Source organism: Paenibacillus sp. FSL H8-0317 (assembly GCF_045040685.1).
Classification (GTDB): domain Bacteria; phylum Bacillota; class Bacilli; order Paenibacillales; family Paenibacillaceae; genus Paenibacillus.
Genome location: NZ_CP150294.1, coordinates 6,897,215 through 6,915,079, shown reverse-complemented (window position 1 = coordinate 6,915,079; position 17,865 = coordinate 6,897,215). Strand labels below are relative to the sequence as shown.

Below are 17,865 nucleotides of genomic sequence, written 5' to 3'. Positions count from 1 at the left end.
CTTCATGTACTTTTTTTGTATTGGAGGTGGTTACATTTGCAGAACCGTTTACTTGGAATCCATATGATTGTGCAAAATGGAGAACATCACCTGCCCCGCTGTCTCGACAGTTTGAAGCATATCGGCACGGAATGCTATATCACCGATACAGGCTCGTCCGACCGTACAGCCGAGATCGCCAGATCATACGGAGCAACGGTGCTGCACGCCCGTTGGGAGGATGACTTTGCACAAGCACGAAATATCAGTCTGCCTCTGGCGAACACGGAATGGGTCCTGTATTTGGATGCTGATGAGTACGTTACGCAGGGATTGGAAGAACTGCTGACTTATTTACCTAAAGTCCATAAAAGCATTACAAGATTGCGTATAACTATAGAGAACCGATACGGAGAAGGGGTAGAAGAGAGCGTTATCTCTCAGCCAGTGAGACTGTTCCGTGCTCATCAGGGATATCGATACAAGGGGCGTATTCATGAGCAATTGGTTCGTAGTGGCCCATGCGAGCCTGTCCGGTATGAGGCTGGTGATATGGATAAGAGCGAGAACTGTATAGATGAAGAACATTTGTTGGTTGAGAATGAACCGCTTGCTCCACTATGTCTCATTCATGATGGGTATCTGGCTTCCGCGATTGCCCAGGAGCATAAGCCAAGACGTAATTTGAAGCTGATTAAGCGTGAATTACAGGATGATCCGAAACAGCCCTTTCAACTGTATAATCTGGGCGTGACCTATTGCCAGCTTGGTCAGAATGAACAGGCAATTGAAGCGTTCAGTGAATCATTACGCCTGACAGAGTTGCACGCGCCATATCGTCCTACATTGGTTAGAGATTATGGGAAAGTCCTTGTGGGATTGGAACGATATGAAGAGGCGCATTCACTTCTGGCTGTGGAAAGGCATCGTTACCCATCTTATGCTGATCTGCACCTGTTGTATGGGGAGACGTTGGAGCAGCAAGGTTTGGAGGAACGTGCATACCAATCCTATGCGCGAGCGACCGATTGCCGGGTGGCGCTGGATAGTGATGGACAGAGGAATAGCGGTAGCACGTTAGACGCGTCATATGTAACGGAAGCGGGTTCTGACAGTTACAGAGCGTATACCGCCATGGCCAGACTTGCACAGAAACGGGGCTTCCTGAATGAGTCCGCACATCTGTACGGGCTGGCTCTGGATAGTATGTCTGTGTATGCTCCGGCATGGATGGGGTTGGCAGATGTGCTGCAACAGTCCGGAGAAACGGATGAGAACATAGCAGAAACATTGCTCGTCAGATGCAGAGAGATCGGAGAGTCAGGGCATGGTGACTTGGTTCGTGGTGAATTGTCCCATCCATACGCCGTGACGAATGAGGATCATCTGGTGCATGTGATTCATGTTCTCGCAGGCTGCGGGGCATATGGGCAGTCATTGAATATGCTGGATTCCATTACGCGTAGTGCTCGTATCCATGTAGCAGATCGAATACATTGGTTGTTATGTGCGAACAGGGTTTCGGATGCCTTGCAACTGGTGGAAGAACACTGGGAAGCTGAGGGTATGAATGGGGTTAGCATACAGGCAGAACACAGAATGAATTGGGCACTGGCTTGTTGGGCCAATGGATTACGATTAACCGAGACATTCTTCGCAACTGCGTATCCAGAGGAAAAGGATGTATGGAAGGTCATTGACCGTTTGCTGCATCAGTTGCCCAAAGAGCCACGCTACATGGAACCTGAGTCAGGAGAACAGAAGCTTCTACAATGGGGTCGGCAGGCACAGCTGGTGGCAGAGAAAATTGTGCAGCAGGCCATAAAGACAGGGCAGCTTACGCTTGCTGAGCAACTGCATGAGCTGCGGGCAATCATGATGAGTGAGCATCGGGGAACATCCGTAACGGTACGGCGGGAGTTGGCAAGCCTGCTATATTGTCACGGGTACACCATGGTAGCCGCGAACATCCTGATTCAGTGCATGACCGAGAGTGAGCTGGATGCCGAAGGGTTATTCTGGCTGGGTGAAACGCTGTATACCAAAGGCCACAATGATCAAGCGCTCTCTCTGTTTGAGCAGGCTCTGGAGCGGGAGCCTGCTATGTGGCAGGCTCGAGTTGGAGCAGCGGTATGTTACATGCAATTGGCAATGGAGGCAATTCGGCAGGAATTGGTTCGTTCTCCGTCTTCAGGGGAACTCGCTGCACAACTTACCGCATTGGAACAAAGGCTACAAACGACCGAAGGCATCCCGTGGCGTACGCTTTTCCATGCAAAGGAAAGGAGGAATCAGCTTGCGAGCGGAACGAATTTCCCTATGCATGATCGTGAAGGATGAGGAAGAGTTGCTGCCTCATTGCCTTGCCAGTGTCCAGGGAGCGGTGGACGAAATTATTGTGGTGGACACCGATTCATCGGATCGCAGCGCGGAGATTGCGCAGCAATATGGCGCGTTGGTTGTGCGATTTGAGTGGTGCGAAGATTTTGCCGCAGCACGGAATGCTGGCCTGGAGCGCGCTTCCGGCGACTGGATTCTCTTTCTTGATGCGGACGAGGCGCTCGATAGGGCTGCGCGGGAGCAGATCAGGAGCTGGACGACGGTCAGCGGATGTGACGGATTGTTTTTAAACATTCATAACTATACAGGCTCGGGTCAGCAGGGGGTTACCGTGAATCCGGTTTTGCGTCTCTTCCGTAATGCCCCGGAGCATCGGTTCGAAGGTCGGATTCATGAGCAGATTGCCGCGGCGATTTGCCGTAGGAACCCAGAGGCTGCTTTTCATGTGACGGACATGGTCATCCATCATTATGGGTATCAGACGGCGATTGTGGAGCGCAAAGATAAGGTGAACCGTAATGTTCGCCTGCTGCAACAGGCAGTGGAGGAAGAACCGGATCAGCCGTTCCATCACTATAATCTGGGTGTCGAGTATCTGCGTGTGGGGGAAGCGGAGCGGGCCTTGGAGACGTTTGGTATGGCTCGGATGGGGATTGATCCTGCGGTGACCAGTTACGCGCATTTGCTGTTCAAATATGAAGTTCGTTGTCTCCAGCATCTGAATCGCTGGCAGGAGGCATTAGATCGCATTGATGCTGCGCTTGAACTCTTTCCAGAGTACACGGATCTGATGCACCATCGCGGGGTATGTGCAGACGCATTGGGTGATGCAGATCGGGCAGAATATTCGCTCCGTGAAGCTGTTCGCATGGGACCACCTCCGCCCATATATCATACGGAAGAAGGCATCGGCACCTATCAGACGTGGCATACACTAGGGCGATTGCTGGAAGGAAGGGCGGATCTGGAGGGTGCGGTAGATGCTTACGTCGAGGCGGTGCGTGCCAAATCGAGTCTGTTACCGCCGCTCTATCGGATATTCCGGATTATGCGAGTCTCCGGGCAGGAACATCAGATTCCAGAGCTGGTGAGGGAGCGCTTTGCACTCAGTTCGGAAGGGGCTACACACAAAGTATTGGGCATTCTGGAGCAAAGTCGTTGTTATGATGCGGCTTTGCAATTGTTATCGGGTATATCCTCACAACCTTCCGCAGAGATGAGGGAGCGTTTATCTGTGGCGGAGGCGATGCTCCAAATCCAACAGGGAAGATGGAATAAGGCGCGTCTGAAACTGGAACCTGTGCAGCGGAAAAAAGGGCTGCTCGCAATCTCGTCTGCCCGATGGCTCGAACGTTTGGAGTGGATCGAGGGGAAGAAAGTCAACGGAGATGATCCATTGACCTTGTGGTTAAAGCGTAGTTCGCAGGTGGGTGAAGGAACGAATGAGGAATCTGCTGTGCAGACAGGGCGAACGGTTGGTCTGAGAGCGATAAAGAAGAAGGACATGGACTCCAGCATAGACGGAACGGTTGCAGGAAGAGAGTATGATGGCTGGCAGGCGCTTGGACTGATGATGGAAGGATGTGTACAGTCAGGGAGATGGAAAGAGCTGCATAGCCTGATTCAGATGTGTCGACAGCAATTGGCTGGAGCAGGATTATCGGTGGAACAGAGCGTTCGAATGGGAGAGAAGGAGAAAGAGATGGAAGGGAAAAAGGAAAACGGGAAGGTGAGTGACATTGATTCGTTCCCTGGGGCTTCGGATACCCTGACGGGAACAAGCTGGCTGGTGAAAGGATTGGTCAGTGCTGCGGACCATCATCTGGAGGTGTTCGCTCAGCATACAGATGGACAGCGGCACCGTTGTTGGCCTGTCGTTCAGCATATTCGGCTGGAGTTGCCGGGAGCGGACGGGTTTGAGAGCTGAGAGGGATCAGGTAGCGGGAGTTCAACTTAATTCAGCGGGCTAATTGGTGCGGCTGAACTCCTTTGGTGAGGGGTGGTGATGAATATGGGCATAGGGATTAGCTTGTGTATGATCGTGAAGGATGAAGCGGTGTCACTCCAGCGGTGCTTGAATGCAGTCAAGGATGTTGTGGATGAGATCATCGTTGTGGACACAGGTTCGATAGATGATACAACTGAAATTGCGCGTCTCCATGGTGCCGTTGTAATTCGTACGGAATGGAACGGAGATTTCAGTGAAGCCCGTAATCTGTCACTGGCCGCTGCTACGAAACCGTGGATTCTGGTGCTTGATGCGGATGAGGTATGGGTACAGACCCCTCAGATGAAGACAGAACTCATGCGGTTGTTAGCGGCAAGCAGGGATGACGTGTGGGGATACTGGATACAGGTCACAAGTCTGCTGGGTGTGTCCGGTGAAGAGCATGTGACGGATGCGGTATGTCGTTTGTTCCGAAATGATCCCCGAATTGTTTTTCAGGGCAGAATTCATGAAGAGATTGCTTCTTCCATTATGGCACTGGCTCCGCAAGGTGTGCTTCATTCTGGACTTGAAGTCATTCATTACGGATATCTGGAGCAGGTGATTACCGACAAAAATAAAGGCTCACGGAACATGCAGTTGATTCGCTCTGCGTTGAATCAGGAGGGAGACCAACCGGAGTTGTTATATGCTCTGGCCGCAGAATGGTTTCAGCAAGCGAAGTATGATGAAGCACTCCGTTTGTTACAGCCATTATTGGCACAGCTTAAGCCGGAGTGTGGATATCACTCGGATCTGGTGCTGAAAACGGCTTACGCCTGGCGAGAGATTGGCAGCCCGGAACGGGCGCTTGCTGTAGTGGAAGCATGGGCGTCCGTGTATGAGGATTTTCCAGATTTGTTGGAGTTTGGTGCTGTACTTGAACTGGATCAAGGGCGAGAGGACATAGCCTTGAATTGGTTAAAACAGGCTAAATCAGCTGCTTCCACAGCCAGCAGGTATACATCAGTCTCTGGTGCTGGGACCTATCGTAGCCTGACGCTGGAAGGCATGGCATATGAGCGGGCTGGCCGTTGGGCAGAGGCAGAAACCGCGTACACGGCGGCGCTGAGCATGCAACCCGGCAGCATGTCTGCATGGCAGCGGCTGTTGTTGTTGGCCGCAGCCACAGGGCGGCCGCATGCCATCGCCAGCGTCGCAGCCCGGGTAAGCTTGCCGTCTGCGGCATGGCAAGCGTTGATCCCGGCCGCGCTTGCCGCACATCGGCCGGAGTGGCTGCTGCGCCATGCGGCGGCGCTTGCTGGCCCGCTGCGGGCACAGCCGCTGGCCGCAGGGCTTGCGCTGGCCCAGCTGGGCGAGGACGCCGCGGCTCAGGCGGCTTTGCAGCCCTGGGCGGCGCATGCGCAGCACGGGCCAGAGGCGGCCCTGGCGCTGTGGGCGCTGGGCCACAAGCAGCCCGGCGGGCGCAACGCCCGAGCGGCGGCTCGCCAGCAGGCAGCGCTGAACGCCGCGGCCCATGCCGCCGAGGCGCTGCTGCAGCGTGGGGCCTTGGCCCGCAGCCGCAGCAGCAGCGGCAGCCCGCCCCGCGGCGCAACGCCCGCTGGCCCGGCCGCGCGTGCGCCGGGCGGCGTGCTCGCGGCTGCGCAAGCGCTCGCCGGCGTAGGCGCCTGGGCCGCATGGCTGCGCCTGCTGCAAGCCCTGCCGCCCCGCGGCGCGCTGGCGTTGCTTGCAGCGCTTCCGCCTGCGGCACGCTGCGGGTTGCTGCGCGCACCCGCGAGCGTCCGCGAAGGGCTGCTTGCGCTATGCGGCACGCCTGACGGCACGCAGCAGCCCCACGCGGACGAAGTGCCCGCCTCGGAGCGCACCGCTCACGCGCTCCTCGCGGGCACGCTCGCGCTGCTCGCCGGGCGGCAGAACCTGGCGCGTGAATGGGCCGAATCGGCCCAACTCACTGCGCGGCAACCTGCCGCCACAGGTCGCCCGGCGACGACAATCCCGCCGGGCCTGCAAACCCTGCTGTGCCTCACAGCACACGGCGCAGCCTCTGCTGATGAATACACCAACCAGTGCAACATGTTACTGGTACACCTTTAATCTTTAATCTTTAATCTTTAATCTTTAATCTTTAATCTTTAATCTTTAATCTTTATATCTTTAATCACTAATCACTAATCTCTGATTTCTAGTCCCGAACCTCCAACCCCTGTACATCCCCACATATTCCCGCACTAGCCCATCCGATCGAAATTGTAAAAGCAACGGAGCTACCGGTAATCGGAGCATTTCCCGAACCGTGTATTGTTCCGTTGCTAATGGGTCGAGCCCTTAAGCCCTCAATTTTCCACTCTGCACTTAACTCAACGTAAGCCAATTCGTCTCAGCCTTTGCATATCACTGCTCGAAAACAGCGGATCGGCGTGCCGTACATGTCAGACCAGATGGCATCGTCCGGCTCATCCACATTCAGTTTATCTTCAATGGTTAATCCGGTGACAGCCATAATCGTTTCCAGCAGATCCGGCCGCATCTCAGGCACATCGAAGGTAGCGATTAACTGTCCGTTTGGTTTCAGAACCCGAGCGAATTCACGAAACGCCCGCAGCATCGTGCCCGTATCCAGATGTTCCAGTACAGAGATACAGAACACCCGATCAAACTTACCTGACTCGTACGGAAGCTGGGCCAGATTAGCCTTTGCACGGTGCAATCGGATGAGAGTTGATTCCGGCAGATCCTGGGCCGCTTGCTCACCAAAATCAGAAACGATATCCAGTCTTATCGCCTCTTCAGACAAAATACGTTCATCCCAGTCACAGGCGTGAACCTCGCGGCAGTGTTCGGCAAGCCAGAATTTGAACGGATGGGAGATACCGCAGGCTGCATCAAGGACGACGTCATCTGGACGTGCAAACCGCCGGGCCCATTCATATTCGTAGGGACGGCTCCACCATGCCGGATGCAGCGGGAAGACCAATGTGTCCGTTTTAGGATCACTCTGCCGAATGTATCTTGATTCCATGAATTCCGTTGCCTTGGGCATATCCATCATCCCCGAATTCCCTCCTTCAATCCTGTCTCTGCCAAAAAAGATTCCAACACCGTGTTCCAACGGCTCCGCCACCTGGCAAGATCATAGGACAGTGCAGTCTCGCGCGCATAGATTCCCAGTCGTTCTCGCTCGGCCCGATCCTGTACAAGACGTACCAGTGCAGCGGTTAGTTCCTGCTCACCAGGAGGTACCAGCAGCCCATTAAAACCATCCTGAATCAGATCATTCAATCCGCCAACATTGGAGGCAATTACCGGAAGTCCACAGCTCATCGCTTCCAGACAGGCATAGGAGGTGCCTTCCGAGAACACGGTGGGAATTACGGCGATATCTGCCTGATGGTAGGCCTCTCGAATATCACGGAAATCATACGTGCGCTGGTTAATTCGCTCCGCATGTGGATGAGTACGATGCCAGTAACGAAAGACTCTCCCGACCGTACTGCCTTCGACCAGTTCCCCGGCAAATTCAATCTCCAGATCCGGAAAGGCTCCAAGAAGTTTATCCGCCGCCAGCATCATTGGGATAATACCCCGTTCCATGCTGATGCGGCGCGGATAGATAATGCGAATCGGGCGGGGAGAGGTCACACGGGCATCCACAGTTTTCTTTTCAACCTGTCCCTGAATCGGAACATTAACCTGATAATCAGCATCTGCTTCTACCAGAATCTCCGTAGCCCAATCCGTTGAATTCCGGTGGTTATGAGCAAACCTATACGTTTCGCCATCTGCCTCAGCTTCTTCCCGTTTCGATAACTGCAAATGGAGATCTAACATCCCTTTCTCCTTTCGTTCTTGTTCGCTATCTGTATCCCCACCTCCGTCTCCGTTAGCCTTACCATTGTTCGCTCCATCACGACTCATTCCACCCTTACCTTCTACAGCTTGCACCCCTGATATAACTGCACCAACATTCTCTTCATGACTCGCCAGATCATGCTTCCATGCGACAAGCCATTCGTCTTCCTGTTTCTGCTCCAAGGTCCGTGTTGGTGGGGCTGGTGTGAAATAGGACGTATCCACTGCGTTGGGAATCAGGACAACCTGCCTTGGATCAGTATAGGTGCACGCAGCCCGGCAAAAGGTCTGGAAATGAGAATCCACGGATACAATGCGCACGAGTCCATCCAAAGCCAGTTGAATATGTTCCGCGACTTGTTGTTTGGTCTCCAGTGGCAGTCCGGGACGATCCCAGTTAATGCCGTGACAGATGCCAAGACTGCCGGGTTTGTAGGTGATGGGTTGCCACAGACAGCTGGCATAGATCACGGGACCGCGCGCTGCGGCTGCCATCCGGTCAAAGGCTTCCGGTACATTATCCATGTCGTACGAATAACCAAATACGTCAATCTGCTCCGTCCGAGTCTGGAATGCTTCAAAATAGGACAGTTGATGAACTTCGGGAATATGCCCGAGTCCCCGGATGACACTGCACAGATCCAGAATGTAGCGTTCCAGTCCACCACCAAATACACGACCGAATTCCCGGTTGTACCCGTCGGTGAAACTATGTGTCAGAATACTCACCACGCCCATCTCACGGTCCCTCCTTCCAGGGAATCAGCCGAGGTTCCGGATCGAGAATAGACTCGTAATGTGCAAGATTGCCCCACTCACCGCTAGGATCAATGCGCTTGTAACGCAAATATTTACGAACCCGGTCCTCCAGACTGCCTGCCCAGCCGAGGTGCTGAACCTTCAATTCCGTGCTGACTCCAGGCAATACAGTGCAGGACAAGGGAAGACGGGGGACATGATGATTCTGTTGTGGATAAAAATAAGGATATCCAGGCATATACCGTACAAGTGAAGCGGTATGCCGCTTGTGAAGAGACCAGAGATCATCTTCCCGATAGTGGGTCCGGCCACCCCACATATCGTAGAAACGGAATGCAAACCAGTCCGCATACTCCTGATTAATCAAAGTGCGTATGGCCTTCTTGGCCTCTGAGCTGTACAGCTCATCCGCATCAACTGAGAGCAACCAGTCGGGACATGTTCCCGCCGCCGCTTGCCATAAGGTGTTGCGAAGGCGCCATTCCTCGGAAAATAGCGGTTTCTCCAATACCTCCAGACGGACCACTTTCGGATAGGCTTTGCATAGATCCGGGGTTCCATCTGTGCTGGCATCGTCCACAATCACGATCTCGTCCACGAACTCACTCAGATCATGCAATACTTCTTCAAGGTATCGGCCACGTTCATTGCGAACCTGGAGCATGGCGGTGAGCTTGTTGCCTTTGCTTTTGCGAACCCGGCGAATGGAGAAGGGTTCTTTGAATACGCTTGTTTCCTTCTCTATGGAAGTAGTGTCCTGTTCGAATTGACCTTGTGTGTCGCCCCAGTGATGCACTTGGCTTCGGGAACCATGTGATGGTTGTGCATGATCCGGCGTGTGATCGCCATTTTCCAATACGTTTATATGTGTTCGATCCACTGTTTCCGTTGGCGTGAAAGTGGTTTCGGTTCGGATATCCCTGTGCACCATTGGCCCATTCAACTGTTGTCTACGCTTCTTCGGGTCCAGCATCATGGCACCTCCCCAAGCAATTGCTGTACAGCATGATCCAACAGCTCCAGCTCCACAATCCGGGCCAGCGCATCTTCATCCTCCAATGCTGTCTCAAGGAAATGTCGGACTGCCCCGTGTCTTTCCCCTCGCAGAGCCAGCGCGCTGCCGGATAATTGCTGATAATCCCGGCGACTGGCATCATCCTGAATATCGACTGCATGCACCAGAGCCAGTGCCTCTTCCACACGTCCAGTCTCCTGGTAGATGCGGAATTTCCAATGTCTCGCGGTTTCTCCGCCAAGTTCGTCCAGGATACGCAGAGCATTTCCGTAATCATCGTTCATGCGCAGTAGTTCCGCTCGTACAAGTTGATCTTCTCCCGCCTCAAGCCAGCGACATAACTGTTCATAATGATGGCGTTCCTGTTCGTCGGCTGCACTGATTCCATACACCCGCAGGGCGTCCTCCAACTTGCCGGACCGGGCATGAATGGCAGACAGGAATCGATAGTGGGAGACTACACAGTCACTGCGACCATTCAAGACCGCATGGGAGAATGCCTCTTGAAGTGAATTGATAGCCCGAGAATCTTCAAGCAAGTACTCATAGGCTGCCAGCAAAAAGGATATCGTCTCATGTGCACCTGCTTTGGCACGAAGCTGGCGGTAGAAGTCGGCACGTACACTGCATTGAAGCAAGGTGACGCTATCCGGAGTGCCTGACAGGATCTGCCGCAGCGCATGCAAGAAGAGCAGTTCGTAGTCCCGGAGAGGGACTTCGAGATCATCCTTTTGCATCGTCCCCGCAGGTGCAGAGTCTTCGCCGCCCAGCCAGATGGCACGTACGCCTTGGAATAACAGCTTCATATAACGTGTTTCGGAGGATGTGCCTACCAGATCGGCGATGCCGACCAGTTTGGAAATACTGCTCTCCCATAGCGGAGATTCTGCTTCGTTTCTAGCAGGCTCAGGGAGCAGGGCAATACATAGCTCAGGCTCCAGCGAAGCCGTAGCCATTAGCCAGTAGGGATGGGCGACTACGGCTACGGTGCGAGGTTCGAGCAATAGCTGCTCGGCTTCAGGGAGGGAGATGACGGTAATGACCGGAGGTACATCTTCTGATTGCGTCAGGCTGCTGACATAGTAGACCTCTCCTTCGATCGACAGCAATGCAGCAATATCGGGGTAGGGAAAGGATGACCAGCCTCCTTTGCAAGGGAAGAGAACATATCGGACAGGGGACTGTGTTGTACTGGCCTTATCCAGGCTGACTTCGGAGTCTTCACCTGGTAATGGCGCAGGTTTTTCCATGAATAGTTCACCTCACCTTGACTGTAATATGGTGCGTCATTCACTCTGCATGTACTTCATGCTTTCACTTCATATGTAAAGCCCTCACGGTACTTCGCATGATATGCCTGAGACTAACATATGGGCATTCCGTCCCAAACATGAGTATCTTCCATGAATAGATGCAGTTGGCAAGCTGTGATAATAGGCTGGATTTTATCTTTTATGTGACCAGGATCACTTTTTTTTGCGCTAGAGACGAAGATTGTGATAATTCTCACATGTATAAAATAGGTAATCTGGCACAATACGTTCATCAACGTATTTGGCGGACAGACAGCGAAGGTGCAGCTTCAATGCCAAATACGCATACTGCGAAGTGAACAGAAAGAAGGGGTAACGGTATGGATCCGATTATGTTATCGCGTATCCAATATGCACTTACAACGATTTTCCATTTCTTTTTTGTGCCGCTATCCATCGGTCTTGTACTGTTGGTTGCGATCATGGAGACGTTGTACGTTGTTAAGGGTAAGGAGATCTACAAAACGATGGCCAAGTTCTGGGGCAAGCTGTTCCTGATTAACTTTGCTGTCGGGGTAGTCACAGGTATTTTGCAAGAGTTCCAGTTTGGTATGAACTGGTCCGAGTACTCCCGATTTGTCGGGGACGTATTCGGTGCGCCACTGGCTATTGAAGCGCTACTGGCGTTTTTTATGGAGTCTACATTTATTGGATTATGGATATTTGGATGGGATCGTTTGTCCAAAAAAGTGCATCTGGCCTGCATCTGGCTGGTGTTTGTCGGCACATTCCTGTCCGCGCTGTGGATTCTGGCAGCCAATTCATTTATGCAACATCCTGTTGGGTTTGAGATTAACAACGGCCGAGCCGAGATGAATGATTTCTTTGCACTTATCACGAATGGTCAGCTTCTTGTCGAGTTCCCACATACAATCTTTGGGGCATTGATGACAGGGGCCTTCGTCGTAACCGGGATCAGTGCCTACAAATTGATGAAAAAGCAGGATGTGGAGATCTTCCGCAAATCGTTTAATATTGCGATCATTATCTCTCTTGTTTCTTCATTCGGCGTCGCATTCTCGGGTCACTTCCAGGCGCAATATCTGGTGGAGACACAGCCGATGAAGATGGCAGCGAGTGAGGGCACATGGACAACGACAGAAGATCCGGCCCCATGGACGGTGGTCGCTTTTATTGATCCGGATAAACAGGAGAACACGGGTGAGATCAAAATCCCTGGATTGCTCAGTTACCTGTCTTACAGCAAGTTCTCCGGTAGTGTCAAAGGCATGAAGGAGCTCCAGGCCGAGTATGAGCAGACGTATGGACCGGGGGACTACATCCCGCCGGTACGTACAACATTTTGGAGTTTCCGCATCATGATCGCTGCGGGTGGTTTGATGATTGTGCTGGCTCTGTACGGTACGTTTCTGGCTATGCGCAAGAAGCTGGAGGTCGCTGGAAATTGCTTTATGCGTCTGATGGTATTTGCCATATCTTTGCCGTTTATCGCCAATACGTCAGGTTGGATCATGACCGAGGTTGGAAGACAGCCATGGACGGTATTTGGTTATATGACTACCGAAGCCGGGGTCTCGCCGAACGTATCCGCAGGAATGATCCTGTTCTCGACCATCGCTTTTACCGCTGCGTATACGGTTCTCGGAATCGTGATGGTATACCTGTTCGTACGTGAGATCAAAGCAGGACCGTTTGCGGTCGAGAAGCCGGAAGATCACGATGAATCGGCCGATCCGTTCGGCGTGGATGGAGGTTATTCCGTTGTCACTAAGTGAGTTGTGGTTTTTGCTGATTGCCGTATTGTTTGTCGGTTTCTTCTTTTTGGAAGGTTTTGATTTTGGTGTGGGGATGTCTACAGGCATTATTGCCAAAACAGACCGCGAACGCCGGACCCTGATCAACTCGATCGGTCCGTTCTGGGATGGTAATGAAGTATGGCTGATTACAGCAGGGGGCGCGATGTTTGCTGCCTTCCCGCATTGGTATGCGACGTTGTTCAGTGGTTTTTACCTGCCACTTGTGGTGGTGTTGCTGGCCCTGATTGGCCGCGGTGTTGCCTTCGAATTCCGCAGTAAAATGAAACAGCAGCGCTGGCGCAGAACGTGGGACATCATCATTGTGGTCTCCAGCGCGCTCTTGCCTTTCCTGTTCGGAGTGGTCTTTGCCACGTTGATGAAAGGTCTGCCCATTGATGGGGAGATGCAGTTGCGTGCAGGATTCCTCGATATCGTTAATCCGTACACCGTAATTGGCGGCTTGAGCGTAACCCTGCTGTGTCTGGTACATGGATTGCTGTTTGCATCACTACGGACAGTAGGTGATCTCAGAGAGCGTGCCTTGAAGACAGCACAAAAATTGATGCTGCCGCTGGCTGCACTACTCGCTGTTTACGCGTTAATGACGTATTTCATGACCGATGTGTTCGCCGTACGCGGCTGGGCTCTTTGGATCATGGTTGTACTTGGCGCAGTCTCGCTTGCACTTGCCGCATACTTTGTCCGTCAGAAGCGTGAAGGCTGGGCTTTTGGTATGACAGGGGCAGTAATTGCCATTGCCTTTGCCTCGGTCTTTATCGGATTGTTCCCAAGAGTGATGGTGAGTTCCTTTGGAGCGGCGTATGACCTGACTGTATACAATGCCGCATCGGGTGCTTATTCATTGAAAGTAATGACCATTGTAGCTTGCACATTGCTGCCGTTTGTTCTCGGCTATCAGATCTGGAGTTATTATATCTTCCGCAAACGCCTGAACGAGCAGCACCACCTGGAGTACTGATATGGGACGGGGGCTGCTGAAGCTGCCGGGCATCCGGCCTGTACTCGCGCTGGCATCAGCGCTGGTACTGTTGCAGGCGATGACGATCATTATGCAAGCCAAATGGCTGGCACAGGCCATCACGGCATTGTTTGAAGGTTCATCCGTAACGGAGCAGTACCCGGTACTGCTGCTGTTCCTGGCTGCTTTTGCCGCCCGCTACGCCCTATCCTTCTGGTTACAACTCGTGACCTCAAGATATGCGGAGAGAACAGGAACCGATCTGCGCAGACAGATGGTGGAGCAGTGGTTCAGGCTTGGACCGCGTTATGCCAAGACGGAGGGCACAGGTCATCTGGTTACGCTGGCACGTGAGGGAACAGCACAATACAAGACGTATCTCGAACTATTCATTCCTCGTATGCTGGGCATAGGATTCACACCCATCGTCATTCTGCTGTATGTGTTCAAGCTGGATCTGATGTCCGGGGTTATTCTGATGCTGACACTCCCAATCCTGATTGTGTTCATGATTCTGATTGGCCTCGCAGCGCAGCGGAAGATAGACGGACAATTCCGATCCTACAAAGCACTCGCTAACCATTTTGTTGATACCCTGCGGGGGCTGGAAACGCTAAAAACATTGGGGCAGAGCAAAACACACGAAGGGTCCATTCTGCGGGTCAGTCAGCGATATCGGAAAGCAACGATGTCTACCTTGCGTATGGCCTTTCTTTCTTCGTTTGCCCTCGATTTCTTCACCATGCTGCCCGTTGCTTCCGTAGCAGTTGGTCTGGGATTACGTCTGACGGAGGGGCATATGCTGCTCGGCCCTGCTTTGACGGTACTGATTCTGGCACCCGAATATTTCCTGCCTGTACGTATGCTCGGCGCTGATTATCATGCCACTTTGGACGGTAAGGAAGCCGGAGCGGCCATTAATCAGGTGATTGAACGGGGGAAAGCCGCTGAACAGAAACAGAAACAGAAAGAAGCTTATGCAAACGTTGTTGCGCATGCGGACATGGCAGAGGATGGGACGGGATCTGCATCATCGTTATCTTCGGGTAAAAGGAAAGCAGGCACTTCGACCATACGTGTCGTGTTGAACGATAAAACGGCTGCGGGGCATCTTGCTCCTGATCCTGCTTCTGTTTCTACTACTCCTGAGCTTGTTTCTTCCTCTTCCTCGGTATTCTCTTGGAATGAGAATAGCAGGTTGGCACTAACGGATGTACAGGTACGGCATGATGATGAAGGTCCTTATTCGCTAAAGGATGTCACATTTCAGATCACGGGTCTTGGCAAAATCGGTGTTATTGGTGCCAGCGGAGCAGGAAAGTCCACGTTGATTGACGTATTGGCTGGATTTCAGCTGCCTACTTCAGGTCAAGTACTGGCTAACGGCCAGCCGGTTACACCAGATATGCTCGAATCTTGGCAAAGACAGACGGCAGCCATTCCGCAGCATCCGTATATCTTTAGTGGAAGCCTGGCCGATAACGTTCGTTTCTACATGCCGGAGGCATCGAATGCGGAAGTGGCGAAGGCCATTAGCGCAGCTGGATTAACCAAGCTACTGTCTTCATTATCCGGTGGGCTGCATGAGCTCATTGGGGCTGGTGGCAGACAGCTCAGTGGTGGGCAGGAGCAACGGGTGGCTCTGGCAAGAGCTTTGCTTAGTAAACGAAACATCCTGTTGCTTGATGAACCGACAGCTCATCTGGATGTGGAAACAGAGTATGAACTGAAACAGACGATGCTGCCACTGTTTGAAGGCAAACTTGTATTTTTGGCTACCCATCGTCTGCACTGGATGCCACATATGGATCAGATCATTGTCATGGATGGCGGCACGGTGGCAGAGACGGGAACACATCAGGAATTACTGGCACGACAAGGTGTATATTATCAGATGATTCAGGCCCAGATGGAGGCGATATAAAATGAAGTCCGGATATGAGCATATGGAGACCGTCCGTAACGGAAAAGAAAAAAATAGCTGGATTTCTCCGTATGTGGCACAGTACCGGTGGAGATTCATCGCAGTCATTGCGCTAGGCACTTGTGCTGCGCTGTGTGCGGTACTGTTGCTGTTTACCTCCGGATTTCTGATCTCCAAGTCTGCGCTGCGTCCTGAAAATATTTTGATGGTGTATGTACCTATTGTTGGTGTACGTGCATTTGGGATATTCCGCGCCGTGTTTCGATATATCGAGCGATTGGCAGGACATGATGCCGTACTGCGGGTGTTGGCCGATCAACGGGTGAAATTATATCGCATTCTGGAGCCACAGGCTCTGTTCCTGCGCTCTCGTATGCAGACCGGAGATGTGCTTGGAGCACTCGCCGATGATGTGGAGCGGCTGCAGGATATTTATCTGCGTACAGTCTTCCCCGCCGTTACCGCGCTTGTGATGTACGGTGGGGCTGTGATTGCCTTTGGCAGTGTTGATCTGGGATTTGCGGTGTGGATGGGCTTGTATATGTTATTTCTCGTTGCCGCGTTACCTGCGATCTCCCTGAAAGTGACGTGGAAATGGCGTGTGCGGCTGAAAAAGGAAAACAGCAGGTTGTATACCCGTCTGACCGACGGTGTACTTGGACTGGGAGATTGGCTTGCAAGTGGACGAGCGGCCGAATTTGTTCAGCAGCAGGAAGAAGCGGAGGAACAGGTCGACGCGATTCGTCGCAAGTTGCGGCGCTGGACACGCTGGCGTGATCTGATGGCTCAGTCTGTCATTGGCCTGCTGGTGGTATCGGTTACGCTATGGGCCGGAAATGCCGCTTCTATCGGGCAATTGCCTGCCGTGATGATTGCTGCTTTTGTATTGGTATTATTTCCGCTCACGGAATCAATTCTGCCTGTAGGGGATGCGGTGGAGCATCTTCCCCAGTATCGGGAATCGCTGGATCGCTTGAAACAGCTAGAAGGGAAAGAGCATCTTCCGGTGCAGAATGGAGCCGGTGATGTTGACGGGACGGGCGAATCGATCTCTGCAGTAAAAAACGGCAACGGATTGGCTGGACAGCCATCTGAGTCCTTGCCAGCTGCGAATGATATTCGGGATAGACGAATTCGTCTTCGCATTCCTCCCAAACTAAGAGCAGACATCGAGATCAATCGCGTTAGTTACCGTTATGCAGCAGATGATTCTTACGCTGTACAGGATGTGTCTCTTCATCTGCCACAAGGCAAACGTCTGGCTATCCTTGGACGAAGCGGCGGCGGCAAATCGACATTGTTGAAACTCATTCAGGGGGCTTTGCTTCCGTCTGCGGGGAAAGTTCTGATCAATAATATGTCTGTGCAGACCTTGGGTGAAAGTGTCACTGATGTCATCGCAGTGCTGAATCAGAGCCCACACCTGTTCGACACCACGGTAGCCAATAATTTGCGGATTGGTCGTCCACATGCAACGGATGAGGAGATTCGTCAGGTGGCCGCCCAAGTAGGGTTATCCGGTCTGATCGAATCCTTGCCGCAGGGATATGATACACCGATGCTGGAGACGGGGCTGCGTTTCTCCGGTGGGGAAAGGCAACGGATTGCTCTGGCCCGGGTACTGCTCCGAGAGACACCTGTTATTATATTGGATGAACCAACCGTAGGGCTTGATCCGGTGACGGAACGCGAACTGATGCGGACCATTCTGGACAGCTTGCAAGGCAAAACGATGATCTGGGTCACCCATCACCTGATTGGTGCGGAACAGATGGACGAACTTATTTTTATGGAAAATGGAAAAATTGCCATGCAGGGTTCTCACGAACAATTGCTGTCTGGAGAAGAGCGATACCGCCGTCTTATCGAACTTGATCGACCCGGATGGACAGGTCGGCAGCAACAGACACAACCGTTGCCACCCGTAGCTTCGAGATAAGTGGGAGCCTGTTAGCGCCGAACCATATAAGCATAACAAAGAGACGAGCCAAGAAATCTTGGA

Annotated in this window: 11 protein-coding genes; 7 read left to right on the top strand and 4 right to left on the bottom strand. The window is 52.6% G+C overall.

Annotation, left to right across the window (positions count from 1 at the left end; genetic code table 11):
• The first annotated feature begins 36 nt into the window (after positions 1-36).
• The 3 genes from MHB43_RS30765 to MHB43_RS30755 all read left to right on the top strand — a co-directional run bounded on the left by MHB43_RS30765 (position 37) and on the right by MHB43_RS30755 (position 6,361).
• Positions 37-2,319 carry a tetratricopeptide repeat protein gene (locus MHB43_RS30765; protein ID WP_339306085.1) on the top strand — a complete coding sequence of 761 codons (2,283 nt, stop codon included), beginning with the start codon at positions 37-39 and terminating at the stop codon, positions 2,317-2,319.
• A complete protein-coding gene (locus tag MHB43_RS30760) occupies positions 2,276-4,246 on the top strand; it encodes a glycosyltransferase (protein ID WP_405131006.1) in 1,971 nt (656 codons plus the stop codon). The genes MHB43_RS30765 and MHB43_RS30760 overlap by 44 nt, the downstream gene beginning before the upstream one ends.
• A 108-nt stretch (positions 4,247-4,354) precedes the next feature.
• Positions 4,355-6,361: a glycosyltransferase gene (locus MHB43_RS30755; RefSeq protein ID WP_405131005.1), complete on the top strand. Its 2,007-nt coding sequence runs from the start codon at positions 4,355-4,357 to the stop codon at positions 6,359-6,361.
• 283 nt (positions 6,362-6,644) lie between these two features.
• Here the strand turns inward: MHB43_RS30755 and MHB43_RS30750 are convergent, their stop codons facing one another.
• The 4 genes from MHB43_RS30750 to MHB43_RS30735 are packed head-to-tail and all read right to left on the bottom strand — an operon-like array spanning position 6,645 to position 11,140.
• On the bottom strand, positions 6,645-7,316 hold the full coding sequence (locus MHB43_RS30750; RefSeq protein ID WP_405131004.1) for a class I SAM-dependent methyltransferase: 672 nt from the start codon (positions 7,314-7,316) through the stop codon (positions 6,645-6,647).
• Positions 7,313-8,854 carry a glycosyltransferase family 4 protein gene (locus MHB43_RS30745; RefSeq protein ID WP_260632657.1) on the bottom strand — a complete coding sequence of 514 codons (1,542 nt, stop codon included), beginning with the start codon at positions 8,852-8,854 and terminating at the stop codon, positions 7,313-7,315. The genes MHB43_RS30750 and MHB43_RS30745 overlap by 4 nt, the downstream gene beginning before the upstream one ends.
• 1 nt (position 8,855) lies before the next feature.
• Positions 8,856-9,851: a glycosyltransferase gene (locus MHB43_RS30740; RefSeq protein WP_405131003.1), complete on the bottom strand. Its 996-nt coding sequence runs from the start codon at positions 9,849-9,851 to the stop codon at positions 8,856-8,858.
• Positions 9,848-11,140, bottom strand: coding sequence for a tetratricopeptide repeat protein (locus MHB43_RS30735; RefSeq protein WP_405131002.1), 1,293 nt, complete (start codon positions 11,138-11,140; stop codon positions 9,848-9,850). Before MHB43_RS30735 ends, MHB43_RS30740 begins: the two co-directional genes overlap by 4 nt.
• Before the next feature lie 383 nt (positions 11,141-11,523).
• Between MHB43_RS30735 and MHB43_RS30730 the strand changes: the two genes are divergently transcribed.
• The 4 genes from MHB43_RS30730 to cydC are packed head-to-tail and all read left to right on the top strand — an operon-like array spanning position 11,524 to position 17,802.
• Positions 11,524-12,939 (top strand): cytochrome ubiquinol oxidase subunit I, encoded by a 1,416-nt coding sequence (locus MHB43_RS30730; RefSeq protein ID WP_405131001.1) that lies wholly within the window; start codon positions 11,524-11,526, stop codon positions 12,937-12,939.
• Entirely contained in the window at positions 12,884-13,939 is a 1,056-nt protein-coding gene (gene cydB / locus MHB43_RS30725) for a cytochrome d ubiquinol oxidase subunit II (RefSeq protein ID WP_405131000.1), read from the top strand. The genes MHB43_RS30730 and cydB overlap by 56 nt, the downstream gene beginning before the upstream one ends.
• Position 13,940: 1 nt before the next feature.
• Positions 13,941-15,863 (top strand): ABC transporter ATP-binding protein/permease, encoded by a 1,923-nt coding sequence (locus tag MHB43_RS30720; protein ID WP_405130999.1) that lies wholly within the window; start codon positions 13,941-13,943, stop codon positions 15,861-15,863.
• A gap of 1 nt (position 15,864) precedes the next feature.
• Positions 15,865-17,802, top strand: coding sequence for a thiol reductant ABC exporter subunit CydC (gene cydC / locus MHB43_RS30715; protein ID WP_405130998.1), 1,938 nt, complete (start codon positions 15,865-15,867; stop codon positions 17,800-17,802).
• Positions 17,803-17,865 lie beyond the last annotated feature (63 nt).

Coding starts and splice junctions, on each gene's coding strand:
- MHB43_RS30740 (WP_405131003.1), bottom strand. CDS start 9,851: ATGATGCTGGACCCGAAGAAGCGTAGACAACAGTTGAATGGGCCAATG.
- MHB43_RS30750 (WP_405131004.1), bottom strand. CDS start 7,316: ATGATGGATATGCCCAAGGCAACGGAATTCATGGAATCAAGATACATT.
- cydB (WP_405131000.1), top strand. CDS start 12,884: ATGAATCGGCCGATCCGTTCGGCGTGGATGGAGGTTATTCCGTTGTCA.
- MHB43_RS30745 (WP_260632657.1), bottom strand. CDS start 8,854: ATGGGCGTGGTGAGTATTCTGACACATAGTTTCACCGACGGGTACAAC.
- cydC (WP_405130998.1), top strand. CDS start 15,865: ATGAAGTCCGGATATGAGCATATGGAGACCGTCCGTAACGGAAAAGAA.
- MHB43_RS30735 (WP_405131002.1), bottom strand. CDS start 11,140: ATGGAAAAACCTGCGCCATTACCAGGTGAAGACTCCGAAGTCAGCCTG.
- MHB43_RS30755 (WP_405131005.1), top strand. CDS start 4,355: ATGATCGTGAAGGATGAAGCGGTGTCACTCCAGCGGTGCTTGAATGCA.
- MHB43_RS30720 (WP_405130999.1), top strand. CDS start 13,941: ATGGGACGGGGGCTGCTGAAGCTGCCGGGCATCCGGCCTGTACTCGCG.
- MHB43_RS30730 (WP_405131001.1), top strand. CDS start 11,524: ATGGATCCGATTATGTTATCGCGTATCCAATATGCACTTACAACGATT.